We start from the raw sequence: 25,074 nt of genomic DNA on the forward strand, positions 1-25,074 counted from the left end.
AGTGAATTAGAACAGGTTCGAATAGAGAGTCAACGGGTTCCGCCCATTTTGTGGCAGGTTTCTGTAACACGTTCCAGGCACCTGCCCGGCAGGTGTGAACCGTACGTGACCACTGCCACACCGACGGCCGCTCATGGTGGTCCCGCCACCCACGCTTCCGGGGAAACAGAAGAAGCCGTGGATCTATGTGATCCACGGCTTCTTCTCGGTGGGCGAAGGGGGACTTGAACCCCCACGTCCCGAAGGACACTGGCACCTGAAGCCAGCGCGTCTGCCATTCCGCCACTCGCCCGAGCGACGGAAAGACACTAACACGGGGATGTCCGGCGAACGAAATCGCATGGTCACGGGCCTACAGAAAGGCTTCCTGACCAGGGTTCGAGCGCGAATTCTCCGGCCGAGGGGAACTCCGGCACGGTTCCGGTAGTTACAGGTATAGCCGAACGTGGATATCATGCAGAGAACGTGCTCGTAGTGCGACACGCCGTATACGCGTGTCGTCGTAAAGAATGAGGAGAGACTCACCGAAGGGAGGGCCCACATGGGGATCGTCTCGCGTTTCGAGCGTCGCCTACAGGGCGCCGTCGGTGACGTCTTCGCCAGAGCATTCGGCGGGAACGTCGTTCCTCAGGAGGTCGAGGCAGCGCTGCAGCGTGAGGCCGCCGACAACGTCCGAGATGTCGGCGGTGGGCATCTGCTCGCACCCAACAGTTACGTGATCATCATCAACTCGTCGGACCACCGGCAACTCGACGCCGATCACGACCTCACCACCCGCGCTTTCGCCAAACATCTGCAGGATTACATCCGCGATCAAGGCTGGCAGACGTATGGCGAAGTGCACGTGGCGTTCGAGGCATCACCTACGCTGCACACCGGAATGTTCAGGACGAGCGGTCGCGTCGACCCCGACGCCGGCCGTGGAGCTGCACCGGCTCGCCGCCCGGAACCGCTACAACGACCCGCTAACCCGCAACCAGGAGCTGGCCCCATGACGCAGAACTCTGGCTACGACCCGAGCCGTGAGCACGCGGAGTCCGATCCACGCAATCGCGGGTACGCTCCCGGACCCGCGGGACGCGGGCCGCAGAACGGCGCGTACCCCGAGGACTACGGTCCCGGCGCGCCTTATAACGGCGGCCAGGATTATCAGAACGGCTACGACTATCAGCAGGGCGGCGCCGCCTACGACCAGCAGGCCTACGGTGCCCAGCAGGGTGGTTACGACCAGCAGGGCTACGCGCAGCAGCCCGGTTACGACCAGCAGGGCTACGCCCAGCAACCCGGCTACGACCAGGGTTACGACCAGCAGGGCTACGCGCAACAGCCCGGCTACGACCAGGGCTACCAGGGCCAGCCCGGCTACGACCAGGGTTACCAGGGCCAGCCCGGCTACGACCAGCAGGGTGGTTACGACCAGCAGGGCTACGCGCAACAGCCGGGCTATGACCAGCAGGGCTACGCCCAGCAACCCGGCTACGACCAGGGTTACGACCAGCAGGGCTACGCGCAACAGCCCGGCTACGACCAGGGTTACGACCAGCAGGCCTACGGCCAGCCCCAGGGCCAGGGCCAGGGCTACCCGCAGCAGGGCGGCCAGCAGCCCGGCTACGGCGCCCCGGCCGGATACGCCCCGGCGGGCGGAACCGCCTTCTCCGCGACGCTCGCGCTCGACGACGGCAGCGGCCGGACCTACCAGCTGCGGGAAGGCAGCAATATCATCGGCCGCGGTCAGGACGCGCATTTCCGACTTCCCGATACCGGTGTATCCCGGCGTCATATCGAGGTGCGCTGGGACGGCCAGACCGCGATGCTGTCCGACCTCGGATCCACGAACGGCACGCTGGTGAACGGCTCCCCCGTGCAGGATTGGCAACTCGCCGACGGCGACGTGATCCGTGCCGGGCACTCCGAGATCCTCATCCGTATTGTCTGATGCCGTAGGCTCGCCGTGCGGATCACGAGGTGCCTCTCGCATAATGAGGCGGCCTAATCGTGATCGGTCTCGTCCGACGGCCCTATGATGTGCCAACACACGCGCGGCACCGCACAGCGGTCCGCGGGGACGAGCAGCGTTGTGGGGTGGGTCGCACCACTCCTACGGCACCGACACACGGTCGAACAGGAGGTGGAGCGCCGTGCAGGGATTGATCTTGCAGCTGACCCGTGCCGGGTTCCTCCTGCTGCTGTGGCTGTTCGTGTGGGCAATCCTGCGTACCCTCCGCAGTGATATCTACGCGGCCTCCGGCAAACGACTCCAGACCCGGGGACCACGTGGTTCCGCGGTGCTGCCGTCCATGCGCCGAGGCCAGAAGGGCGCCAAATATCTTGTGGTGACTCAAGGTTCTCTCGCCGGTACCCGCATAACGCTCGGTACCCAACCGGTGTTGATCGGCCGTGCGGACGATTCCACGCTGGTGCTCACTGATGACTATGCCTCCACCCGACATGCCCGGCTGTCCCTACGCGGTGACGACTGGTACGTCGAAGACCTCGGCTCGACCAACGGTACCTACCTCGACCGGGCCAAAGTCACCACCGCAGTCCGCGTTCCGCTCGGCACTCCTGTCCGGGTCGGCAAGACAGTGATCGAGCTCCGATCGTGACACTTGTTCTCCGCTACGCAGCGCGCAGCGACCGCGGCCTCGTCCGCGCCAACAACGAAGATTCCGTCTACGCCGGCGCCCGCCTGCTGGCCCTTGCCGATGGCATGGGCGGCCACGCGGCCGGCGAAGTGGCGTCGCAACTGATGATCGCCGCCCTGGCGCATCTCGACGACGACGAACCCGGCGAGGATCTACTCGGCAAACTGAACCGGGCCACCCACGCCGGTAACGCCGCCATCGCCGAACAGGTCGAGGAAGAACCCGAACTCGACGGTATGGGCACCACGCTCACCGCCATCCTGTTCGCGGGCAAGAAACTCGGCATGGTCCATATCGGCGACTCGCGCGCCTATATGCTGCGCGACGGCGAACTGGCCCAGATCACCCGCGACGACACCTTCGTACAGTCGCTGGTCGACGAAGGCCGGATCACCGCGGAACAGGCTCATACCCATCCGCAGCGGTCGCTGATCATGCGCGCGCTCACGGGTAACGAGATCGAGCCGACACTGGTGATGCGCGAAGCCCGGGCCGGGGACCGCTATCTGCTGTGCTCGGACGGCCTGTCCGACGTCGTCAGTGACGAGACCATCGCGAACACCATGCGCGAGGGCAGCACCGACGAATGCGCCGACCGGCTCATCGAACTCGCTCTGCGCAGCGGCGGACCCGACAATGTCACCGTCGTCGTCGCCGATGTCATCGATCTCGACTACGGCCAGAGCCATCCGATCGTCGCGGGCGCCGCATCCGGTGAGGCGGAGGACAATCCGCCACCGAACACCGCGGCCGGCCGAGCCGCCGCCATGCGCCCACCGGCTGCCGCGCCGCGCCGCGCCGCCGGCGAACCCGAGCCGCAGCCGAAGAAATCCCATAAACTCCGCTGGCTTCTGCTCGCGGTCGCCCTCGTCCTCGCGGTCGTGGTGGGACTGGCCGTCGGCTACAAGATGATCCGGACCAACTACTACGTCGGTGCGGACAACGACAGCGTCGTGGTCATGCAGGGGCTGCCCGGATCGATTCTCGGCTATTCCATCCACGAGGTGAACCTCGTCGGCTGCGTTACCACCAAGGGCGAGCTCAGCCTTGTCGAGAGCGGCGTCGCGCTGCCGCAGGGCTGTCGAGTCCTGAAGGTCAGCGATCTGGAACAGACCGGCCGTGATCAGGTCGAGCGTGGGCTGCCGCCCGGCACCCTGGACAAGGCCCGCGAACAGATGGCCGTCCTGGCCGACCGCGAACTGCTGCCGGTGTGCAAGAAGAACGCCTCGGCCGCCCAGCCGGGCGTGGTCACCACCACGCCCGCGCCGGCTCCCGCCCCGGCCGCACCGACCCCCACCGAGGCGGCTCCCGCCCCGGCCACCCAGCCGCCCGCGCCCGCTGACAATCCGGCGCCGCCCGCGCCACCGACCACCACCGTCCCGGCTCCGACGACCACCGCTCAGCCCCAGATCGCGGGGGAGAACTGCCGGGTGACGGACTGATGTCCGCACCGGCACCACCGTCCGCCGGGGCTTTTCCGAGCCCCCCGGGCGGTTTCGCTCCGGCGCCGTCGCCGACGACCCGGCGCAATACCGAGCTCATGCTGCTCGGATTCGCGGCACTGATCACCACCGCCGCACTGGCATTGGTGGAAGCCAGCCAAGAAGAATCGCTGACCTGGGATATCGCGAAGCTCGGTCTGGCCTATCTCGGCCTTTTCGCCGTCGCGCACCTGGCGGTGCGCCGCTTCGCGCCCTATACCGATCCCCTGTTGCTGCCGATCGTGGCGCTGCTCAACGGAGTCGGCCTGGTGCTGATCCATCGGCTCGATCTGGCCGATCAGCAGACCGCCGCCTACAACTCGTGGGAAATACCTTCCCCGGACGCGAACCAGCAGATCCTGTGGACCGCGTTCGGCATCGTGTTGTTCGTCGCGATCCTGATCGTGCTGAGCGATTACCGGACACTGGCCAAATACGCCTACACGCTCGGCCTGGCCGGGTTGGTGGCGCTCGCGATCCCGGCGATCCTCCCCAGTTCGCTGTCCGAGGTCAACGGTGCCAAGATCTGGATCCGGTTGCCCGGTCTCAGTCTGCAACCCGGTGAATTCGCGAAAATCCTGCTGATCATCTTCTTCGCCTCGGTACTCGTCTCGAAACGCGAACTGTTCACCGCGGCCGGGCGGCACTTCCTGGGCATGGAATTCCCGCGTGCCCGCGATATGGGCCCGATCCTGGCCGTGTGGATCGTATGCATCGGCGTCCTGGTTTTCGAGAAGGACCTCGGCACCTCCCTGCTGATCTTCAGCACGGTGCTGGTGATGCTCTACATCGCCACCGAACGGGTGGGCTGGCTACTGATCGGCGGCGGGCTGCTCGCCCTCGGTTTCGTTTTCGCCTACCAGATGTTCGGGCACGTCCGGGTGCGCGTGGAGACCTGGCTGAACCCGTTCGACGACTACAACAACACCGGCTACCAGATCGTGCAGTCGCTGTTCGGCCTGGCCACCGGCGGGCTGGCGGGTACCGGACTGGGCGCCGGGCGTCCGTCGCAGGTGCCGTTCGCCAAAACCGACTTCATCGTGACGACCATCGGTGAGGAACTCGGTCTCATCGGTCTGACCGCGATCCTTATCCTGTTCCTGGTGCTCGTGCTGCGCGGTATGCGCACCGCACTGGCGATCCGGGACAGTTTCGGCAAACTGCTCGCCGCCGGACTGTCGTTCACCATCGCCATCCAGGTCTTCGTGGTCGTGGGCGGGGTGACCAAATTGATTCCGCTCACCGGTCTCACCACGCCGTTCGTCTCCTACGGCGGTTCCTCGCTGCTGGCGAACTATGTCCTGATCGCCCTGCTCATCAAGATCTCCGACGCGGCGCGCGAACCCGCTCCGGCCCGCCGCCGGGAGCCGGCCCCCGCGCCGCTGGCCGAAGCCCAGACAGTGATGGTGTCGCGACGACAAGGAGGTCTCCCGCGTTGAACACACCATTGCGCCGGGTGGCCATGGCCGTCATGGCGATGATCGTCGCTCTGCTGCTCAACGCCACCTACGTGCAGGTCATCAAGGCCGACGACTACCGAGCCGATCCGCGCAACTCGCGGGTGCTGCTCGACGAGTACTCCCGCCAGCGCGGCCAGATCTCCGCCGGCGGCACTGTATTGGCCAGTTCGGTGGCCACCGACGACCGGTACAAATACCTGCGCGTCTACCCCACCGATCCGCAGGCCTACGCCCCGGTGACCGGGTTCTACTCCATGCAATACGGCAGCACCGGACTGGAACGGGCCGAGGATCCGGTGCTCAACGGCTCGGACGGACAACTGTTCGGCAGCCGGCTGATCGACCTGATCTCCGGGCGCGACCCCCGCGGCGGCAATGTCGTCACCACGATCGACCCGGCGATGCAGCAGGTCGCCTACAACGAACTCACCAGCAAGGGATACACCGGCTCGGTGGTGGCGATCGAACCGAGCACCGGCAAGATCCTGACCATGGTGTCCACCCCCAGCTACGACCCGAATCTGCTGTCCGGACACGACGGCGCCCAGGGCACTCGGGCCTGGGAGGATCTGAGCGCCGACGAGAACCAGCCGATGATCAACCGGGCGATCTCGCAGACCTACCCGCCGGGGTCCACCTTCAAAGTGGTCGTCACGGCGGCCGCGCTGTCGAACGGGAAGGCGAATCCGCAGTCCCAGTTCACCGCGGCCCCCAACATCACCCTGCCCGGCACCAGCACGACTCTGGAGAACTACAACGGTTCCACCTGCGGCTCCGGCGCCACCGCCAGCCTCTACGAGGCGTTCCGGCGTTCGTGCAACACCGCGTTCGTGGAACTCGGGGTCGATGTCGGAGCGGCGGCGCTGGAAGACGAGGCCGCGGCGTTCGGGATCGGACCGCACCGCGGTATCCCGATGCCGGTCGCCGAGAGCACCGTGGGCAATATCCCGGACAACGCCGCGCTCGCGCAGAGCAGCATCGGTCAGCGTGATGTCGCGCTCACCCCGCTCGACAACGCCGTGATCGCCGCTACCGTGGCCAACGGCGGTGTCCGGATGGAGCCCTACCTGGTCGACCAGTTGCAGAACCCGGACCTGAGCGAACTGTCCACCACCGAACCGGTCTCGGTCGGCCAGGCCGTGAGCGCCGATGTAGCGTCTACGCTGACCGACCTGATGGTCGCCTCGGAGGAGAACACCGCGGGCAGCGGCGGAACGTCCTATCGGATCGCATCGAAGACCGGTACGGCCGAGCACGGCGCCGATCCGCGGAACACACCACCACATGCCTGGTACATAGCCTTCGCCCCGGCCGAGAACCCGAAGATCGCCATCGCGGTCATCGTGGAGAACGGCGGTGACCGGGCGCTGGCGGCAACAGGTGGGTCGGTCGCCGCGCCGGTCGCCCGGGCGGTCCTGGACGCAGGTCTGCGAGGTCGCTGAACGAGATGGATGTGCGAGTGAATCTGCGGGGAACCCGATGCTGACAAACGGCGCGTTGATCGCGGACCGCTACCGGCTGCACCGGCTCATCGCCACCGGTGGGATGGGCCAGGTCTGGGAAGCCCTGGACACCCGGCTGGATCGACGGGTCGCGGTCAAGGTCCTCAAATCCGAGTTCTCGGCGGACCCGACCTTCCGGCACCGGTTCCGCACCGAGGCCAAGACCACCGCGCAACTGAACCATTCCGGTATCGCGGGAATCTACGACTACGGCGAAACCTATGACCCGCAGGGCGGCGAGACGGCCTACCTGGTGATGGAGCTGGTTCAGGGTGAACCGCTCAACACCGTGCTGAACCGGCTGGGCCGGTTGTCGGTGGCCCAGGGGCTGGACCTGCTGGAACAGACCGGTCGCGCGCTACAGGTGGCGCATCTGGCCGGTGTCGTGCACCGCGATGTGAAACCGGGGAATATCCTGGTCACCCCTACCGGACAGGTGAAGATCACCGATTTCGGTATCGCCAAGGCGGTGGACGCCTCACCGGTCACCAAGACCGGCATGGTGATGGGTACGGCGCAGTACATCGCGCCCGAACAAGCAGTCGGTGAAGACGCCACCGCGGCCAGTGATGTGTATTCGCTCGGTGTCGTCGGATACGAGGCCCTCGCGGGTCAGCGGCCGTTCACCGGCGACGGGGCGCTCACCGTCGCGATGAAACATGTCCGCGATCTGCCGCCGCCGATGCCCGCGGACCTGCCGCCGAATGTGCGGGAACTGGTCGAGATCACCCTGGCCAAGGACCCCTCCCAGCGGTATACCGACGGCGGCGAATTCGCCGAGGCGGTCGCCGCGGTACGCTCCGGCCGCCGGCCACCCCCGCCGCGCAATCTCCCCGCGGCCGGGCCCACCAGCGTGATCGCCGCGCCGCAACCGGGTTTCGACGAGGGCGCGACCGTGCGCTACAACACGCCGCCCGCCGCGATGGCCGGGCCGACCACCGCGATCGACCGCGGGATGAACGCCCCCGGGGACAACGACTATCGAGACGATCCGGGCGGCGGCCTCAACAAGAACCAGAAGTGGATGATCGCGCTGGGTATCGGCGCGCTGCTGCTCGGCGGTGTTGTGCTGTGGCTGCTGTTCGGCGGTGACACGAACCCGGACGGAACCCCGCCGGGCACCTCGTCCACGGCACCCACCACCCGCCAGCTCCCGCCACCGGTCACCACCACCTATGAGGTGACCGAACCCCCGGTCTGGACGCCGACACCGGAGTACACGATCACCCAGCCGCCGGTCACCACGACCACGCCGCCCCCGCCGTCCACTACCACCACCCAGCCGCCGACCACCACGTCGGCCACGCCGAGCACCACCGAGACGACGGCCAGCGAAGAGACCACCGACGAGGAAGAGGAGACGACCACGCGTCGCCGCCCGCCGGTTCCCGATATCGATATCCCCTTCCCGACGGTCGGGAACCACACCCACATCATCGAGCCGGCCGATAAGCCGCAAGGACAGCCATGACGACCCCGAAGAATCTCTCCTCTCGCTACGAGCTGGGCGAGATCATCGGGTTCGGCGGTATGTCCGAAGTCCACAAGGCCCGCGATCTGCGGCTCAACCGCGATGTCGCGATCAAGGTGCTGCGCGCCGACCTGGCCCGCGACCCCACGTTCTATCTGCGTTTCAAACGTGAGGCGCAGAACGCGGCGGCGCTGAACCATCCGGCGATCGTCGCGGTATACGACACCGGCGAGGCCGAGATCGACGGCGGTCCACTGCCTTTCATCGTGATGGAGTACGTGGACGGCGATACGCTGCGCGATATCGTCCGTAACGAGGGCCCGATCGCGCCGCGGCGTGCGATGGAAGTCGTCGCCGATGTGTGCGCGGCGCTCGATTTCAGCCATAAGGCCGGGATCGTGCACCGCGATATGAAACCGGCCAACATCATGATCAACCGCGCCGGTGCGGTGAAAGTGATGGATTTCGGTATCGCACGCGCCATCGCCGATGCCGCCAATCCGATGACCGCCACCGCGGCCGTGATCGGCACTGCCCAGTATCTGTCACCGGAGCAGGCGCGCGGCGAGACGGTGGACGCCCGCTCGGATGTCTACTCCGTGGGCTGTGTGCTGTTCGAGATCCTCACGGGGCAGCCCCCTTTCACCGGTGATTCACCGGTCGCGGTCGCCTATCAGCACGTCCGGGAGGATCCCCGGTTGCCCTCGCTCGTGTACGAGGGGGTTCCGCGGGAACTGGATTCGGTCGTACTCGAGGCCATGGCCAAGAATCCCGCGAACCGCTACCAGAGTGCCGCGGAGATGCGTGCGGATCTGATCCGGGTGCTGGGCGGCCAGAAACCCGGTGCGCCCATGGTGATGACCGACGAGGACCGCACCACCATGCTCGGCCCCGCGGACGGCTCCGGCCGCGGCTATCGCCGGGGCGAAGACGACGACTACGACGACTACGACGACGACGATTCCGGAGGCCGTTCGCGGCGGACGGCCTATATCGCAGCCGGTGTGGTCGCCGCGCTGGTGGCGGCCTTCGGGATCTACTGGATGCTGATCGGCCCGGGTAGCCGGCCCGATCAGGTGGCCGTCCCGGACCTGTCGAACACCACCGCCAGCGAGGCTCAGCAGAAGCTCGATTCGCTCGGGTTCGATGTCGCGGTCCAGGAGAAACCCGACGGCAAGATCAGTGCCGGCAAGGTGATCGCGACCCAGCCGCTGGGCGGCTCTCGTGCCGATGAGGGCAGCACCATCACCGTGCAGGTGTCCACCGGACCGCAGCAGGTGCCGGTACCCCGGCTGACCGGCCTTTCCCAGCAGGACGCCGAACAGGAACTCAACAACGCCGGTCTGCAGGTGAGCCCGGAGGTCAAGCGGGAACCGTCCAGCACACAGGACAAGGACAAGGTGATCGGCCAGGATCCCTCGCCCGGTATCGAGATGGACGCGGGCAGCCAGGTCACGCTGACCGTCGGCACCGGGCCCAAGCAGATCCGGGTCTCGGATGTGGTCGGTCAGCTGATCGACGTGGCGCAGCCGAATCTGGAAGGTGCCGGGTTCAAGATCGTGATCGAGCAGGTCCAGTCCGCACGGCCGCGCGGCGAGGTCCTGTCCACCAGCCCGGCGGGCGGTTCGACCGCCGACGAGGGTTCCACCGTGACGGTCCAGGTGGCACAGAGCGATCGGATCTCGATGCCGAGCCTGGTCGGCCTCACCGCTGCCGAAGTCGTGGACAAGCTGCGCGAGAGCGGCTGGCAGGGCAGTGTGAACCAGGTCCGGCAGATCACGCAGATCACGCTGAACTCCGATCAGGCAGGTAAGGTGCTCAGCCAGCAGCCCTCCGCCGGAACCACGGTCCCGTCCTCGACGACGGTGACGGTCAATACCGGCGTACTGCCGCTGGGATAACCCTGACCCACTCCCGGGGCCTACCTCGAGTGAGCTACCGAACGCAGAAACCGGGCGGCCGTGAATCGGCCGCCCGGTTTCTGCGTCAGACGGCCAGGGAGGCGACTTCCGCTTCCAGCATCTGCACCAGCCCCTCCTCGGGGCGGTCGCCGCAGACCTCCAGCCAGTTGGCCAGCATCCGGTGACCACCCTGGGTGAGCACCGACTCCGGATGGAACTGGACACCGTGGATCGGCAGATCGCGATGGCGCAGAGCCATCACGATCCCGCTCTCCGTGCGGCCGATGACATCGAACTCGGGTGGCAGCGTCTTCTCCACCACGGTCAGCGAGTGATAGCGGGTCGCGGTGAACGGATCGGGCAGTCCGGCCAGGACCCCGGTGCCGACATGGAATACGGAGCTGGTCTTACCGTGCAGGAGTTCCGGAGCCCGGGTCACCGTGGCGCCGAAGGCCGCGCCGATGGCCTGGTGCCCGAGGCATACACCCAGCAGCGGGGTACCGCGGTCGGCGCAGGCACGTACCAGGTCGATACTGACACCGGCGCGTTCCGGGGTGCCGGGGCCGGGGCTGATCAGGATTCCGTCGAAATCGCCGGCCACCGCTGCGAGGTCCGTCAGTTCCGGGTCGTCGTTGCGCCAGACCACTGCCTCGACACCCAGCTGGCCCAGGTACTGCACCAGGTTGAACACGAAGCTGTCGTAGTTGTCGACGACCAGTACACGCATGCCCAAAGATTACGTGTTCGCCGACCGGAACACCCTGCCCGGCCTGCGGTCACCCTCGTTCGGGGTGCCGGAACTCCGCTCGGCCGCCCGCACCGTGCCACTGCCGCGCACGAGTGCGCCGCACCGGCTGGCGAGCCACGCGGTGCGGATCCCCCACCTGCCCGGTACGCGCGGTTCGGCCGCTGGGCATCACACCGATTACCTGGTGGGATAGCCTTGGAATACGACCTGCACGCTGAACACGAGGACATCATGCCCAAGTCGAAGGTCCGGAAGAAGACCGACTACACGATCAACCCCGCCAGCCGCACGCCGGTGAAGGTGAAGGCAGTTGGCCCATCGCCCGTCTGGTACGTCGCCATCATGCTCGGCTTCATGCTGGCGGGCCTGGTATGGCTGCTTGTCTATTACCTCGCGGCCGACCAGATCAGCTGGATGAGCAGCCTCAACGCCTGGAACTTCTTGATCGGATTCGGCCTGATGGTGGTCGGTTTGATCATGACGATGCGGTGGCGCTAGCGGCACCGCGTCCGGGATTACACCGGTGTAATTAATACACACCTGTGGATAAGCCTGTGGATAACTCTCGACCCGGAATGGGGAGGACACCGCGTGCAGTCCGAGAGCGCTGAACCGCGTCTTGCCTGGACAACCCCCTTGCCCGCGCTGATCGCCGCGGCCGGAGGCGGAGTGGTTCTCGCGATCGCGGCGGTACTGACGACCGAGGTGCCGGGCAAATTCCTGCTCGGTCTCGCCGCACTGGCACTCGTCGGACTCGCCGCGCTCGGACTGCGGCAGCGGCCGCGGCTGTCGGTGGTGCCCGGCGAGAACCCGCGGCTGGTGCTCCGCACGCTCACCGGGGTCACCGAGTACACCCGTGATCAGATCCTGCGGGCGCGGGTGGTGGGCTATCGCCGGCTCGGCCGCAAATCGCCGATGCTGGAGATCGACGTGGATCATCTGGGCTACGAACGACTGCTGATCTTCGGACGCTGGGATCTGGGTACGAACCCCGAGGACGTCTACGACACCCTGCGCACGCAACTGCGGCTGCACGGAAGCTCCGCGCACTGAGCGATCCGGCGACCGATGGTCCCGCCGACCCGGCATCCGAGTGCAGAAGCATGTTTCACGTAAAACATACTTCCGGCCCAGCGGGATACCGTGCGAAAAGACTTCGCGTGCCGGGAGTCAGCGCAACGACGAAGACGCCAGCACTATCACCGCCGCGGCCACGACCGTCAGTGCCACGAGCGCGACCACGCCGACCAGCCGGGCCCGCTCCGGTGTCCGAGCCCGCACCCAGCCGGGCAGGAACATGATCCCGAGCGTGGCCAGTGTGCCCGCGGCCAGCCCGCCGAGATGACCCCACAGCGAAATTCCGGGCAGCGAGAAGCTGATGAACACATTGATCGCGATCAGGATCAGCATATTGTTCGGGCTCTGCCGCAGCCGGATCAGGATGACCGTGATCGCGCCGAACAACCCGTACACCGCACCGGAGGCTCCCGCGGTGAGACTGTTCTGGGCCAGCAGCATCACCGCGGCAGATCCGCCGAGCAGCGAGATGAGATACACGGCCAGGTAGCGGGCGCGGCCCAGCACCAGTTCGATATCGCGACCGACGATATAGAGCGCGAACATGTTCAGCAGCAGATGAATCAGCCCGTAGTGCAGGAATCCCGAGCCGACCACCCGGAACAGTTCACCCCCGGCTACCGCCGGTGGGTACATGACCCAGTCCACGAACAGCGCCGACCCGCGCTGGTTGTCCATCAGGCTGCGCGACTGCGCCGCGGTGACGGCGTAGACGATGATATTGAGCGCGATCAGGGTGTAGGTGACGAACGGGACCGAACTGCGTGCCGCGACCGATCCCGATACGGTCCGCACCTGCGGGGTACTGCGCTGATCGGTACGCAGGCAATCCACACAGTGTTGTCCGACCGAGGCCGGACGCAGGCATTCCGGGCAGGCCGGACGACCGCACCGGGTGCAGGACAGGCCGGTCGGGCGGTCGGCGTGCCGGGCGCAGACCTGGGCCGGGGGCGACGGCTCCTGAGGGTTCACCGCGAACTCCGCTGCATCGTCGGACCTGTCCCGCGGCGCGCTCCCGGCCTGGCCGGGCGTGTCGTACTCACGTGCCCATCGTGCCACGAGGTTCTGCGGCCTGTGGGTCGCAGGCTGTGGACTCGGACCCGAGTCCGATGCTCTGACCTGCCGATCTGCGTTATCCGCCAGGCTGTGCCAGAGTTGAGCCATGAGCTCGAGGCCACTGCGTCCATCCGGTCGTTCGCGTTATCGGCTGCTGGCCGCCGCGGCGGTGGCGGCGGCGGGCGGTACGGCGTGGCTGGTGCGCAGCAAGCGCCCGCAACCACCCGATCCGGCTCCGGCACCGCCCCGGATCGGCTATACGCGCAACGGCGCCTCGGTGGCTCCGGCCGATACCGAAACCACCGAGAGCTGACAGTTCTCAGCGACTGACGGTCCGGCGGTACTGCCGCAACGCCAGTGGTACGAATACCGCCAGGATGACGATCACCCAGATCAGCGTGGTCGCCACCGGATGCTGCATCGACCATGCGTTCGAGGGCGTGGACACTGGACCGGTGTTCCCGAACAACTGGCGAGTGGCCTCCGCAACGGCCGAGACCGGGTTCCATTCCGCGAACACGCGCAATGGAGTCGGCAGATCGGTCATCGGCACGAAAGTGTTGGCCACGAAGGTGAGCGGAAAGATCACCATGAAGCTGGCGTTGTTGAACACCTCAGGGGTGCGCACGATCAGCCCGACCACGGCCATGATCCAGGAGATCGCGTAGGCGAACAGCAGGAGCAGGATGTAGGCGAGGACCGCGTCCAGTACCGATCCACGGATCCGCCAGCCGACCACCAGTCCGGTCAGTGACATGACCACCAGGCTGACCACGTTGATCACCACATCGCTGACGGTGCGCCCGATCAATACCGACGACGGAGCCATCGGCAGCGAGCGGAAGCGGTCGATGATGCCCTTCTGCATATCCTCGGCGAGGCTGAGACCGGTGAACGTGGACCCGAACACCACCGTCTGCGCGAAGATGCCCGCGACCAGGAATTCGCGATAGCCGCCCTCCATCCCGGGCACCTTGATGGCGGTGCCGAAGATGTAGGCGAACAACAGCACGAACATGATCGGCGAGAGCGTGCTGAAGATCAGCACATCCGGTACTCGCTTTATCTTGATCACATTGCGCTTGGTGACGGTCAGGCTGTCGCTGATCACCATGGACAGCCGTTCGGCCAGGGCGGGGTTCTCCCCGATATCGCCGACGGTTGCCAGCGCGGTCATCTGCTCTTCCCTTCCATAGCCTCGATTACTTCCACCGCGCCCGCGGGATCGACATCGTCGTCGTTACCGGCTCCGGCCGGCTCCCGCGGCCGGTTGCCGCCCGACTGCGCGTACTCGGCGGCGCCGGCCGCGGATTCCTCGGCCTCGTGTCCGGTGAGGGTGAGGAACACATCGTCGAGCGAAGGCCGGCGCAGCCCTACGTCCTGGATCTTCACTTTGTTGTCGGACAGCTTGCCGATGGCGGCCACCAGCGCCTGGGAACCGTCGCTCACCGGAACCACCAGCCGGCGCAGGCCCGGTTCGAGATGGATATCGCCGTCGGCCAGCGGCGCGAGGGCCTGTTGTGCCACGGCCAGGTTGTCGGCGTGATCTACCGTCAACTCGATGCGGTCACCGCCGACCATGCTCTTCAGTTCGTCGGCGGTACCACGGGCGATCACCTGTCCCCGGTCGATCACCGCGATGGCGTCCGCCAGGCGATCGGCCTCTTCCATGTACTGAGTCGTCAGCAGCAAGGTGGTCCCGCCCGCGACGAGTTCTTCGATGACGTCCCAGAGGTCGAGCCGGGCCCGGGGATCGAGGCCGGTGGTGGGTTCGTCCAGGAACAGCACCGGCGGATTGGCCACCAGCGCACCGGCCAGATCGAGCCTGCGGCGCATACCGCCGGAATAGCCGTGGACCGGGCGGTCGGCGGCATCGCTGAGGCGGAACCGCTCCAGCAGTTCGCGGGCGCGTTCCTTACTGCGCCGCGTACCCATGTGGTAAAGCCGCCCGACCATCTCGAGGTTCTCGAAACCGGTCAGATATTCGTCGACCGCCGCGTACTGGCCCGAAGTACCGATCAGGGACCGCAGTGCGCGCGGGCGGGTGAGTACATCTATCCCGGCGACCATCGCCCGGCCCGCATCGGGCACCAGCAGAGTGGTGAGCACTCGCACGGTGGTGGTCTTGCCGGCTCCGTTGGGTCCCAACAGAGCGGTGACCGTCCCCTCTGGGACGGTCAGATCGAGGCCGTCGAGTGCGCGTACCCGGCGGCCGTAGTGTTTGACGAGACCCTCGGCGACTATTGCGTCGGGCATGATTCTCCTGAATGGGTATGTGTCGAGGACGAGTCTTATATCGCCGGTGGCGGATCGGCCACCGACCTCGGGCGCTTCGGCAACCGTGCCGACACTGTGCAGTATCGTCGCGGCTGCCGACGTTTTCATCCGATTTATCCAGTTCTGCGGCGACCTCCCCGCCCGACAGCGGACCGCACCTCGTACCGGCCTGGTCGGGGGAGCCGGTACGAGGTGCAGCGGCCTCCATATTCACCACAACCGGTCGCCGGATCGCGCGTAGCGCACTACTCGATCCGGCGATGGAGCACGGACGGTCGGGGTGGCCGTGCGCACGCTCACAGTGCACAACGGCATAGTGACAGCGAGGTCCGACAAGCCGGCGTCGGCAGCGCCGCGCAACGGCTCCGGAAGAGTCCCCCGCGGACCCTTGTTCCGCTGGGCGGAATACACCCGTTCAGAAGGTCAATTCGATTGCCCGGCAACAGCTTTGAACAAGGCCGAGATCGAGCCGCCGACCCGCTCAGGGCACTGTGATCGGCGACGGAAAAAGTTCGAAACTCTTGGGCCCCTTGTGCGCGCATTTTCGCGAAATCGCGTAGGATCGGTTCCGTCGGCCCCTCCCCCCCGGGTCGACCTTATGCGGGCCTCGGCTAACTCCCCCCCTTCGCCGAGGCCCGCTCTCATATCCGGGATCCGTCACTACCGCCGCAACGGCCGTGCGATCGCACGGCCGTTGCGCTCCGCGGATACTCCCGGAATCCGACGGCCACGGCGTACCGGCCATTCCCGAAGATCCAGGCGCGATACCCATGGGACATTTGACGCAATGATGAGAGATTTGCAGTATCATCGTCTCATCAGATCGATGCAGTAGATCAAGGGAGATCCGCATGACCGCGTCCGTCGCAGCCATCGACACGCACGCTCCGGCGGAGCGTCGTCCATTCGGTCCCGGCACCCGGACCTGGGAAGAAACCGGCCTCATCACCTTCTCCCTCACCGCGGGCTCGGCCTTTCTCCTGCAGACCATGGAGCCCAGTATCTCCGCGGTGGTCGATGCCCACTCCACCTTCCGCACCGATCCGATCGGCCGCGCGGTGCGCAGCCTGTCCGCGGTGATGATGTGGACCTACGGCGGCGAGGAATCGCTGGGCGAAACCGACCGGCTACGCAAGATGCACACCACCCTCAACACCACCGACGCCAACGGCGTCCGGCACACAGCACTGTCCAGCGGCCCGTGGGCCTGGGTGCTGCACACCGGTACGTTCGCCTTCTCCGAGAACGCCGAATACTTCTCGAAGCGGCCGCTCACCGCCGCCGAGAAAGAGGACTACTACCGCGAAGCCCTGCAGCTGATGCGCAACTTCTCGGTGCCGCCGAAGGAACTGCCGGCCACCTACGCCGATTTCGAGAAGTTCTTCGCCGATCAGGTGGAAAACCACCTGGAGGCCACGCAGACCTCGAAGGACTACCTGAAGGTCATCCGGACCATCGCCCCGCCCACCCAACTGCCGCGGGCCCTGCACCCGGTATGGCGCGCGCTGACCGGCCCCTTCGGCCGTATGCAATATTTCGTCACCGTGGGCACCACCCCGGAAGCCGCACGGCAGAAGCTGGGTCTCACCTGGAGCGAGTCCGACGAACGTAAACTCCGGATCCTCGGCTGGTTCCTCGCGCGGCTGGTACCACTGCTGCCGGAACGGGTGCGCTACTTCCCCATCGCCTACGAGGCTCGCAAGCTCGAACGCGATAAGGCGCGGCTGCGCAAGGTCATCAACGTGCGACCGCTCTGAACGAACAATTCTCCGGCCCCGGATCCCTGGGATCCGGGGCCGAGCCGTGCGTCGGTACCCTCTGCCGGGGACAAGAGATGAGGAGCTGATCATGACCGGGGCGATTTCGATTCCCAGTTACGAGCAGGTCGTAGCGCTTCCCCGCGAACTGGGCCCACTCACCGTCCCGGAGGCCTACCGCGACGAGAACGACCATATGAACATCGCGCACTATTTCGATCTGTGCGTGGCGGCCACGACGCGGGTCTTCGATCGCGTCGGCATCACCGAGGAGTACCGAACCGCCCGGGGCGCCGGATTCTTCACCGGCGAGCACCATATCCGGTACTACTCCGAAACCCGGATCGGCGAAGAGATTTCGGTGTACGCGCGCGGACTGGACCGCTCCGAAAAGGTCGTCCACGCCATGGCGCTACTGGTCAACGACACCACTCGGCGGCTCAGCTGCACCCTCGAGATCACGGCGATCCACGTCGATCTGCGCAGTCGATCGGCCGTCGCGTTCGCCGCCGATACCGCGGCCGCGATCGACCGCGAACTAGCACCCGCGGCCGTGGGCTGGCCGGCGCCGATCTGTGGCGCGATGGGAGTCCGGCGCTAGCGCTTGACCTGGTCACCACCCGCAGCGGTCTCGGGTAGTGCGGCACCCGCCTCGGGCCGGACCGTCACCGCCTCGTGACCGCGAGGCCGGGAGGTGCTGACGAACAGCACCGGCTGGCCCGCGTGCAGGGTGCGATAGCCGTCTGTCTCTATGCACCGGTATTCGACGAATACCTGATCGGTTCCGTCGTCGGGTTTGATATAGCCGAAGCCCTTCTCCGAGTCGAACCAGAAAACTCGCCCGCGTCTCCAGTCCGATCCGTCGATCCCGGGCCCGCCGTATTCCGAAGCAGGCATTACCAGGTCTTCTCCGCTCGTTCCGTCAGGGTCGACACCACCAAAGCTACGCCCCGGCACCGCGAACGTCACGGTCGCGTCGGTTTCGTACCGGGATACTACTGTCGCCTACCGTGACCGAATCCTGTTTTCTCTCTCGAACTCGCGCCGGCTACGACGCGATCGCCACCGCCTACGCCGAACACGCCGAGGGCGAGATGGAGAAGAAGTTCTGGGACCGTGCGGTTCTCACGGCGTTCGCCGAGTCCGTCGGGGACCGCGGACCTGTCGCCGATATCGGGTGCGGGCCGGGCCGCATAGCCGGTTTCCTGGCGGCGCGCGGAACCCGGGTGCACGGAGTCGACCTGTCCCCGGCGATGGTGGCGGTGGCGCGGGAAAGGTTCCCGGATATCGACTTCGAGGTGGGATCGATGACCGCACTCGATATCGCCGACGGAACTCGGGCCGGTGTGGTGGCCTGGTATTCCCTCATCCATATTCCGCCGCACGAACGAGGCGGTGTGCTCGCCGAATTCCGGCGGGTTCTGCGCCCCGAGGGCAAGCTGCTGCTGGCCTTCCAAACGGGCACCGACATCCTGCATCTGGACGAGGGGTACGGGCAAGCCATCTCGCTGGACTTCCATCGGCTCTCGATCGGTGAACTGGCGGGTGCACTCGAAGCCGACGGGTTCACGATCGATCTGCGGGTCGAACGCCGGGCCGAGGACGGGGAGAGAGCTCCCCAGGGCTATCTCATGCTGACGCGCTCGAGTTGATAGGGCCGAGATGATCTATCGAAATGATACTATCCATTACTTTTTCGATAGATATCAAGGTGATCGATCGATGCCCGAGACCCGGCGCTCACCCGCTTCGGCGTATGCATCGAAACGAGAATTGACGCGATCATTTCGATAGGTCACCCTGGTCAGGTGGTGATCAAGAAGAACCCGCTGGGCCCGTCGGGCGATACTGTTCGCGCGAATGTCCTTCGGTATCGCAACCGGATGAACCTCGGCTATGCGGATCTCGCGCGACGGCTCGAGGCCCTGGGCCGGCCGATCCCGGTGCTCGGTCTGTCACGGATCGAGCGGGGCGAGCGCCGCGTCGATATCGACGATCTGATGGCGCTCGCGGTCGCCTTGGGCGTCTCCCCGACGAGCCTGCTGCTTCCCGACTCCGCCGGCGCCGACGAGATCGTCACCGCCACCTGTATCGAGGGCACAGCCGCCGATCTCCTGGGATGGCTCCGGTTGCACACCCCGTCGGCGCATATCGGCAAACCGGCCGGCGAGCGAAACGTTCGCGATGCCATCCGGTTCATCGCCGACGCCCGGCCACGCTGGGATATCGAGAGCCTGACACTGGACAAACTCCCGGGCGTCGGCCACCAGGAGTACGCGGAGGAGATCGCCGAGCGGGCTCGTCTGGCGAATCCCGATGCGGGCCGACGCGGGTAGCGCCGATTATCGCCTCGCCGGGTGCCCGGCTGGGGCACCGCCGACCACCCGGCGCCGGCGAAAACCGCTACGCGGTCAGGAAACTTCGGACCGCATCAGTTCGAAGATCGAAACCGGACGACCGGCCTCTTCGCTGGCGGTCCGAGCGCGGCGCCACCACCCCTGCGCGACACGGGAAAGTGTGGCGTCCACCCCGACCTCGTCGCTGGCATCGATGATGTGCTGCGCACCCGCGTCCATCATCGCGAATGCCGCGAGGTCACCCCAGCCGCCGCTCTTCGCGGCCGCGGCGTATTCGGCCATGAAAAACGGATAGGCCTCGCTGGAACGCTGGGCGTACGGCAGGAACTGGTCGATATCGTGACCGGAGCGTTCGATCACGGCCAGCGCCTGATCGAAGGCGAGCATCCACGGATGGAAGGTGACCAACAGCGCCTGATAGAAAACCTGTGCCACGCCGTCGTCCTCGCCGAGATACTCCTGCGGACTCAGCGGCCGCAGGAGTTCGGCATGTTCCTCGAACACCGCCCGGGGCCCGCTGTAGAAGACGTACGAGGCCGGATGGGTGATGTTGTCACCCGCGGACATGAATCCGCCGGAGAGGAATTCGGCACCGTGGGACCGCACCCATGCGGCGCCCTCGCGGGCGTTGCCCGGCGAATCCGACGACAGGTTGGCGATCACTTTTCCCGGCAACCGGTCGACTGCCCGACCGAGCACGTCGTACATCGCGGCATAGTGGGTCAGGCTCAGCACGATCACGTCGTTGGCGTCGAGCGCTTCGGCTACCGTCGCCGCCCGTTTCGCCCCCAGCGCGACCATCTCGTCGGCTTTCTCGCTGCTGCGGTTCCATACGGTGACCGCCGTTCCGGCGGCCAGCAATGCCCGGACCATCGCCTGGCCCATCGGACCCAGTCCGATGACGCTGACCGAACGGCTGCCCTGCTGAGACATACCGATGCCCCTTTCGATAGTGAGTGGTTCGGGTGTTTCGGCGCCGGTACCGATACTCGTCGGCGCAGGTAGAGTCGGGAAGAACGCACTTGCGGGTGTGGTTGCTTACCGCGAGGTCCGTAGTGAGGTCGGGAGGACGCAGTGACCGGTACCAGTGATACGGATCACGAGATCTGCGGTATGTCTCTGGCCATCGATGCCGTCGGCGGCAAATGGAAAATGCATCTGCTGTGGGTCCTCGGTGCGGGTCCACAGCGATTCGGGCAGATCCGCCGGACGCTCACGGGCGTCAGCGAGAAGGTGCTCACCGAGAATCTGCGCCAGCTGGAGACCAGTGGCATCGTGCACCGCGAGATATACCCCGAAATCCCGCCTCGGGTGGAGTACTCGCTGACTCCGCTCGGTGAGGACCTCGCCGCGGCGCTTCGGCCGCTGGAGGAATGGGGCGACCGGCACCGGGATCGGCTCGGCGCCGCAGCCTGCTGAAACACACGGATCGAGGCGTCCGGAATCGATTCCGGTATCGGAGAGCATGATGCGCCGTCGGTGTTCGGCGGGAGTGGGCACCACGCATCCCCGGTAGGTATGCGCCGAAATCCCTCGGATCACGATGAACCGCTATCCACGAACCGAGTTCATGGACGCGTTGTGGACGAGAGCGGGCCAGAGAGCACGAAAACACCCTCTGACCTGCATATTCAAAAGTGGAGCCTAGGGGAATCGAACCCCTAACCCCTGCCTTGCAAAGGCAGTGCTCTGCCAATTGAGCTAAGGCCCCTGGACAGGCGGACCGTGCCGCGAGTCGCCTGCGAAACAGTAGCGTTCCGGCACGTACACCGTCAAACAAGAATACCCGGGCACCGGTCGGTATATCACCTGCGCAGCGCGCCCACAGCCGCGAACTCCGCCTCCCGTCCCTGCATCTGCTCGCGGTACCAGTTCTCCCGATGCCAGAGCATGAGTCGTTCGTGCGCCCGGCCGACAGGCGGGATCCGCCGGAGGAATTCCACGGCGGTGACCAGCGGGATCCTGGCGATGGGAATCAGCAGCCACGGGAAGGCCCGCGGCATCCGATAGTGACGGCGGGTAGTCGGCAGCGTGTACAGCGCCGAGTACGCCGAATTGATCCGGTAGTTGTAGTGCGCCCGGAGCCTGGCCAGGCCGCGCTGCTCCGGACGGGGTGCGAACGCCGCGGGATAGGACTCGATGAGTTCGGCGCCCTGAGCCCCGGAGTCGTGGGCGCGGGCGACCATCGTCATCGCCATAACGCGAAGCGTGTCGGATACGGTTTCCGGATGCCAGGTCAGCCGCACACCCAGTAGGTATCCCATGTACCTCTGGAAGTGCAGGAGCGCCCGGAACTCCGCGGGGGTCGTCTGGTAGCCGAGCGCCCACAGCCCGAGGCCCGGAATCGTGCTTCCCGCGATCAACGTGAGCAGCTGATAGGTCTGACTGATCGGCAGCCCCCACCGCTCGGTCTCCCATTCCGGATGCCGTTGCACACCCCCACGCACCGAGACGTGCATGATCCGGACTTTCAAAGCCGTGGCCCGCCCCGGCGACCCCGGCGTCAGCAGCGCTCCGGGCCGGGAGACGTCCATCCAGAACCGGCAGGTTTCCAGGAATCGGCGCAATGCGCTGTCGCCGGCATAACCGCCCGCCAGCGAAAGTGGTGTGGCGACCGCGGATTCGGTGTACATCTCCAGCGTTTCGGCCCCTGCGAAGCTGAACAGCACGGTGCCCCAGCGCCGCCAGACCGCGGCGCCGCGTTCGACCAGTTCCGGACGGACCCAGCCGGGCACCGTCTCGAATTCGCCGAACAGCGCGCGCATGGAATCGGGGGCGTCCGGAACTGCGCCGATACCCTCGCGCAGCGCGGTTTCCAGCAATCGGCGGCCGTGGTCGCGACCGCTCTCCCCTCGCATGACCTCCTCGACGAACCGTTCCGCGACCGGGTCGCCGGCGAACATATCCGCACACAGCGCCCGGGCCTGCTCGTCGGTCGGGAACAACGCCGAGCCTGTCACCGCCCGGAAGATCCATTCGACCCGCCGGACCGCCGGAGTAGCGCGTGCCTGCCAGTAGCGAAAGGCGGTCGGGCACCGTATTGCCGCCGGCTCCTCGACCGGTGCCACCGCGGGTTTCGACATCGCTGTTCTCCTCCCCCACGCGGCCGTTCGCCGACCACCCGGGACCGTGGTGGTGCGCCGCGGCAGCGGCGACCACCCGTACTTTTGCGTATGGAAATACAGTACTGGAAGGTATGGATATGCGTGGGCAAATCCGCGCGGCCGGCCGATGGAGGCACCTACCGCCCTCCGCAGCGCGAGCCGGTCTTGATGGGGCGAATCCGTCGAGGCCGTCGACCACCTCCCCTACCATCGGAGTATGAGACTCAGCGCTGACCTGTCGGGCCGATGACGGCGGGTTCGTCCACCGCTTCGCATTCCGACTCGCCCGATGATCGGACGGCCCCACCGCGACCTCGCTCGAAAAAGGCTCGCGCCCAGCAAACCCGTCGGCGGCGCACCGCACGGCTTTCCTATGACGACTGGGTCGACGGCGCGCTGAATCTCCTGTCGCGCGAAGGCGTCGGAGCGATCAAGATTCCGAGATTGTGCCAGGAGCTGGGTGTCACGAAGGGCAGCTTCTACTGGCATTTCGACGATATCGAGCAGCTCATGGCGGCGATGGCCGACCGCTGGAGCGCGGTGCAGAGCGAAACGGTGCGCGAACTGGGCGCCTTCGCTGCGATCCCGGTAGAGGAGCGGATCGAGAAAATGGCCGCCATGCTCGTGGACAAGCGGCACTGGATGGTCGAAACGACGGTGCGGGAATGGTCACGCAGTAATTCGAAGGTGGCCGATGCGGTACGCAACCTGGACCAGCGCGTATTCGAAACCGTCTACCGGACGATGCTGGACCTGGGGTTCGACGAGAACCAGGCCGGGTTGCGGGCGGGTGCGATGGTCTACATCGGCCTCGGCTTGATCCACGGCCGGGACAATCTGCCGACACCGACCACCGAACAGGTGCACTCGGTTATCGAACTACTGGCCCGGCCGTGATCACAGCGACCCGGTGGTCACCGGGTCCGGCGGCAACGATGGAGGACGTCGCCCGCGGCGGGGTCAGCGCGTGGTGACCTCATGCCACAGGTCGGCGTCATCACGCTGGCGCAGCTTGCTGATACCGATGAGAACCGCAGCGACAAGACCGATGGTGAGAACGTATTTCATATCGATAGCTTAGTGGCTCCGCCGTTTTGCGCCCACCGCGGGCCGCGTCCGGTCAGTGCTGTTCACGCAGACTTTCCCGCGCCCGGTTCAGCGCCGTCACGCTCTCGGTGACGATATCGGTCAGCAGTGCGAGTTCGGCGTCGGTGCGCGTCTCGAACTGGTCACCGAGCATCTCCCAGAGCCCTTCGAACATGGGCGCTACCTCCTGTAGCGCCTTGTCCCGCACGATCACCAGCACCCGCCGGCGATCGGCGGGATCGCGTTCTCGCCGTACGAATCCGGCGGTTTCGAGCCGGTCGATCATCGTTGTGACCGCACCCCCGCGAGTGATACCGATACGGTCGGCCAGCTGCCCGGCGGTCTGGGGCCCGTACATAGTCAGGATATTCAGGCAGCTGAGATCGGTGATCCCGATTCCCAGCCGGTTCGCGACAGCCGAATGCAACAGCACGGTCCCGCTGGACTGGGCTCGGAACGCCAGCTGGAGCGCGGTCAGGGTCTCGCTCCGGGTCTTCCCCGATGTCACGGGCAGCCTCCTCCTCTTAATCTCTCTGAATCAGAGAAGCTCTCATATAGAGAATATTCCGGTCAGGAGAACACATCATGAGTACCAAACGAGCGATACCCCTGTGGTTGCTGGTGATCTTCGTCGGCATCCAGTTCGGCGCGGGGTGGTACGAGAAGCTCGGCGTGATCCCACAGTGGGCCGATGCTCCGACCGCGCAAACACATCAGGCGATGGCCGAATCGGGATTCCATCGCGCGGGACGGGCCTTCTGGCCTTTCGTCTCTCCGGTCGTGGCACTACTCGCGCTGATCAACCTCTACCTCGCGTGGCGAACCCCGGTCGACTTCCGACGTTGGTGGATTGCCGCATCGGCCCTCATGGCGTGCTACGCCCTGTCGAGCTACACCTACTTCGTACCGCAGATGCTCATCTTCCAGGCCGAAGGCGCGCAATGGACCCCCGAGCACGTGGAATCCTTCATCGATACCTGGACCACGCTCAACTATCCGCGCATGGTGCTCGGCGGAATCGGCTGGCTGTTCGCACTTCGCGCGCTCTCGCTCTCCGGGCGGACGACCGGCCCGGAAATTCCGGCGGAATCCGCGCCGAGCAACAAAAAACCCGACCCGTCCCGCACGGTGTAACCGGACGTCGGAACAGAT

At 66.0% G+C, this 25,074-nt stretch carries 26 protein-coding genes and 2 tRNA genes; 18 read left to right on the forward strand and 10 right to left on the reverse strand.

The window, feature by feature from the left end; all coding sequences use genetic code 11:
* Positions 1–209 precede the first annotated feature (209 nt).
* Positions 210–292: transfer RNA gene (locus IEY68_RS22480), tRNA-Leu, on the reverse strand.
* Positions 293–541: 249 nt separating this feature from the next.
* On the opposite strand from IEY68_RS22480, the gene IEY68_RS22485 reads away from it, so the two are divergent.
* From IEY68_RS22485 to pknB, 7 genes are all read left to right on the forward strand, one after another.
* The gene (locus tag IEY68_RS22485) at positions 542–1,936 is read left to right on the forward strand and encodes an FhaA domain-containing protein (protein ID WP_062999111.1); all 1,395 of its coding nucleotides are present in this window, start codon (positions 542–544) and stop codon (positions 1,934–1,936) included.
* A 202-nt stretch (positions 1,937–2,138) separates the two neighbouring features.
* On the forward strand, positions 2,139–2,606 hold the full coding sequence (locus IEY68_RS22490) for an FHA domain-containing protein FhaB/FipA (protein WP_030524421.1): 468 nt from the start codon (positions 2,139–2,141) through the stop codon (positions 2,604–2,606).
* Positions 2,603–4,087 carry a PP2C family protein-serine/threonine phosphatase gene (locus IEY68_RS22495; protein ID WP_058854835.1) on the forward strand — a complete coding sequence of 495 codons (1,485 nt, stop codon included), beginning with the start codon at positions 2,603–2,605 and terminating at the stop codon, positions 4,085–4,087. Before IEY68_RS22490 ends, IEY68_RS22495 begins: the two co-directional genes overlap by 4 nt.
* A complete protein-coding gene (locus tag IEY68_RS22500) occupies positions 4,087–5,565 on the forward strand; it encodes an FtsW/RodA/SpoVE family cell cycle protein (RefSeq protein ID WP_058854836.1) in 1,479 nt (492 codons plus the stop codon). Before IEY68_RS22495 ends, IEY68_RS22500 begins: the two co-directional genes overlap by 1 nt.
* Complete coding sequence (locus IEY68_RS22505) at positions 5,562–7,028, forward strand: peptidoglycan D,D-transpeptidase FtsI family protein (protein WP_058854837.1); 1,467 nt, start codon at positions 5,562–5,564, stop codon at positions 7,026–7,028. Before IEY68_RS22500 ends, IEY68_RS22505 begins: the two co-directional genes overlap by 4 nt.
* Positions 7,029–7,065: 37 nt before the next feature.
* Positions 7,066–8,559, forward strand: a complete 1,494-nt coding sequence (locus IEY68_RS22510; protein ID WP_058854838.1) for a serine/threonine-protein kinase — start codon at positions 7,066–7,068, stop codon at positions 8,557–8,559.
* Positions 8,556–10,460 carry a Stk1 family PASTA domain-containing Ser/Thr kinase gene (gene pknB / locus IEY68_RS22515; protein ID WP_058854839.1) on the forward strand — a complete coding sequence of 635 codons (1,905 nt, stop codon included), beginning with the start codon at positions 8,556–8,558 and terminating at the stop codon, positions 10,458–10,460. The genes IEY68_RS22510 and pknB overlap by 4 nt, the downstream gene beginning before the upstream one ends.
* 85 nt (positions 10,461–10,545) lie before the next feature.
* Here pknB and IEY68_RS22520 read toward each other — a convergent pair whose 3' ends face one another.
* Positions 10,546–11,187 carry an aminodeoxychorismate/anthranilate synthase component II gene (locus IEY68_RS22520; RefSeq protein WP_058854840.1) on the reverse strand — a complete coding sequence of 214 codons (642 nt, stop codon included), beginning with the start codon at positions 11,185–11,187 and terminating at the stop codon, positions 10,546–10,548.
* Here IEY68_RS22520 and IEY68_RS22525 point away from each other — a divergent pair.
* From IEY68_RS22525 to IEY68_RS22535, 3 genes are all read left to right on the forward strand, one after another.
* Positions 11,186–11,401, forward strand: coding sequence for a hypothetical protein (locus IEY68_RS22525; RefSeq protein ID WP_058854841.1), 216 nt, complete (start codon positions 11,186–11,188; stop codon positions 11,399–11,401). The two genes, IEY68_RS22520 and IEY68_RS22525, sit on opposite strands and share 2 nt — an antisense overlap.
* Positions 11,402–11,439: 38 nt before the next feature.
* Positions 11,440–11,706 (forward strand): cell division protein CrgA, encoded by a 267-nt coding sequence (gene crgA, locus IEY68_RS22530; protein WP_058854873.1) that lies wholly within the window; start codon positions 11,440–11,442, stop codon positions 11,704–11,706.
* A 93-nt stretch (positions 11,707–11,799) separates the two neighbouring features.
* The gene (locus tag IEY68_RS22535) at positions 11,800–12,261 is read left to right on the forward strand and encodes a PH domain-containing protein (protein ID WP_058854842.1); all 462 of its coding nucleotides are present in this window, start codon (positions 11,800–11,802) and stop codon (positions 12,259–12,261) included.
* 117 nt (positions 12,262–12,378) lie between these two features.
* Here IEY68_RS22535 and IEY68_RS22540 read toward each other — a convergent pair whose 3' ends face one another.
* Positions 12,379–13,257 carry a rhomboid family intramembrane serine protease gene (locus tag IEY68_RS22540; protein WP_058854874.1) on the reverse strand — a complete coding sequence of 293 codons (879 nt, stop codon included), beginning with the start codon at positions 13,255–13,257 and terminating at the stop codon, positions 12,379–12,381.
* Positions 13,258–13,447: 190 nt separating this feature from the next.
* Here IEY68_RS22540 and IEY68_RS22545 point away from each other — a divergent pair, with 190 nt between their 5' ends.
* On the forward strand, positions 13,448–13,654 hold the full coding sequence (locus tag IEY68_RS22545; protein ID WP_058854843.1) for a hypothetical protein: 207 nt from the start codon (positions 13,448–13,450) through the stop codon (positions 13,652–13,654).
* A gap of 6 nt (positions 13,655–13,660) precedes the next feature.
* On the opposite strand, the gene IEY68_RS22550 is transcribed toward IEY68_RS22545, so the two are convergent.
* Together IEY68_RS22550 and IEY68_RS22555 are read right to left on the reverse strand one after the other, a co-directional pair.
* Entirely contained in the window at positions 13,661–14,455 is a 795-nt protein-coding gene (locus IEY68_RS22550) for an ABC transporter permease (protein WP_058854875.1), read from the reverse strand.
* Between the two features lie 59 nt (positions 14,456–14,514).
* A complete protein-coding gene (locus IEY68_RS22555; RefSeq protein ID WP_082681340.1) occupies positions 14,515–15,597 on the reverse strand; it encodes an ATP-binding cassette domain-containing protein in 1,083 nt (360 codons plus the stop codon).
* Between the two features lie 872 nt (positions 15,598–16,469).
* Between IEY68_RS22555 and IEY68_RS22560 the strand changes: the two genes are divergently transcribed.
* Positions 16,470–17,375, forward strand: a complete 906-nt coding sequence (locus tag IEY68_RS22560) for an oxygenase MpaB family protein (RefSeq protein WP_058854844.1) — start codon at positions 16,470–16,472, stop codon at positions 17,373–17,375.
* 91 nt (positions 17,376–17,466) lie between these two features.
* Entirely contained in the window at positions 17,467–17,976 is a 510-nt protein-coding gene (locus IEY68_RS22565; RefSeq protein WP_058854845.1) for a thioesterase family protein, read from the forward strand.
* Here the strand turns inward: IEY68_RS22565 and IEY68_RS22570 are convergent.
* Positions 17,973–18,272, reverse strand: a complete 300-nt coding sequence (locus IEY68_RS22570; RefSeq protein ID WP_058854846.1) for a cold-shock protein — start codon at positions 18,270–18,272, stop codon at positions 17,973–17,975. The genes IEY68_RS22565 and IEY68_RS22570 overlap by 4 nt on opposite strands.
* Positions 18,273–18,385: 113 nt before the next feature.
* Here IEY68_RS22570 and IEY68_RS22575 point away from each other — a divergent pair, with 113 nt between their 5' ends.
* Both IEY68_RS22575 and IEY68_RS22580 read left to right on the forward strand, forming a co-directional pair.
* Positions 18,386–19,027, forward strand: coding sequence for a class I SAM-dependent methyltransferase (locus tag IEY68_RS22575; protein ID WP_058854847.1), 642 nt, complete (start codon positions 18,386–18,388; stop codon positions 19,025–19,027).
* Positions 19,028–19,183: 156 nt separating this feature from the next.
* Positions 19,184–19,711: a helix-turn-helix domain-containing protein gene (locus IEY68_RS22580; RefSeq protein ID WP_063916346.1), complete on the forward strand. Its 528-nt coding sequence runs from the start codon at positions 19,184–19,186 to the stop codon at positions 19,709–19,711.
* Between the two features lie 75 nt (positions 19,712–19,786).
* Here the strand turns inward: IEY68_RS22580 and IEY68_RS22585 are convergent, their stop codons facing one another.
* Complete coding sequence (locus IEY68_RS22585) at positions 19,787–20,665, reverse strand: NAD(P)-dependent oxidoreductase (protein ID WP_058854848.1); 879 nt, start codon at positions 20,663–20,665, stop codon at positions 19,787–19,789.
* A gap of 141 nt (positions 20,666–20,806) precedes the next feature.
* On the opposite strand from IEY68_RS22585, the gene IEY68_RS22590 reads away from it, so the two are divergent.
* Positions 20,807–21,151, forward strand: a complete 345-nt coding sequence (locus IEY68_RS22590; RefSeq protein WP_058854849.1) for a winged helix-turn-helix transcriptional regulator — start codon at positions 20,807–20,809, stop codon at positions 21,149–21,151.
* Between the two features lie 219 nt (positions 21,152–21,370).
* Here IEY68_RS22590 and IEY68_RS22595 read toward each other — a convergent pair.
* A tRNA-Ala gene (locus IEY68_RS22595) sits at positions 21,371–21,443 on the reverse strand.
* A gap of 94 nt (positions 21,444–21,537) precedes the next feature.
* Positions 21,538–22,815, reverse strand: a complete 1,278-nt coding sequence (locus IEY68_RS22600) for an oxygenase MpaB family protein (RefSeq protein ID WP_058854850.1) — start codon at positions 22,813–22,815, stop codon at positions 21,538–21,540.
* 417 nt (positions 22,816–23,232) lie between these two features.
* Between IEY68_RS22600 and IEY68_RS22605 the strand changes: the two genes are divergently transcribed.
* Complete coding sequence (locus IEY68_RS22605) at positions 23,233–23,733, forward strand: TetR/AcrR family transcriptional regulator (protein ID WP_058854876.1); 501 nt, start codon at positions 23,233–23,235, stop codon at positions 23,731–23,733.
* A gap of 223 nt (positions 23,734–23,956) precedes the next feature.
* On the opposite strand, the gene IEY68_RS22610 is transcribed toward IEY68_RS22605, so the two are convergent.
* A complete protein-coding gene (locus IEY68_RS22610; RefSeq protein ID WP_058854851.1) occupies positions 23,957–24,430 on the reverse strand; it encodes a MarR family winged helix-turn-helix transcriptional regulator in 474 nt (157 codons plus the stop codon).
* A gap of 77 nt (positions 24,431–24,507) precedes the next feature.
* Between IEY68_RS22610 and IEY68_RS22615 the strand changes: the two genes are divergently transcribed.
* The gene (locus IEY68_RS22615) at positions 24,508–25,056 is read left to right on the forward strand and encodes a DUF1772 domain-containing protein (protein ID WP_063916344.1); all 549 of its coding nucleotides are present in this window, start codon (positions 24,508–24,510) and stop codon (positions 25,054–25,056) included.
* Positions 25,057–25,074 lie beyond the last annotated feature (18 nt).

The organism is Nocardia jinanensis (assembly GCF_014645735.1).
Taxonomy (GTDB): Bacteria; Actinomycetota; Actinomycetes; order Mycobacteriales; family Mycobacteriaceae; genus Nocardia; species Nocardia jinanensis.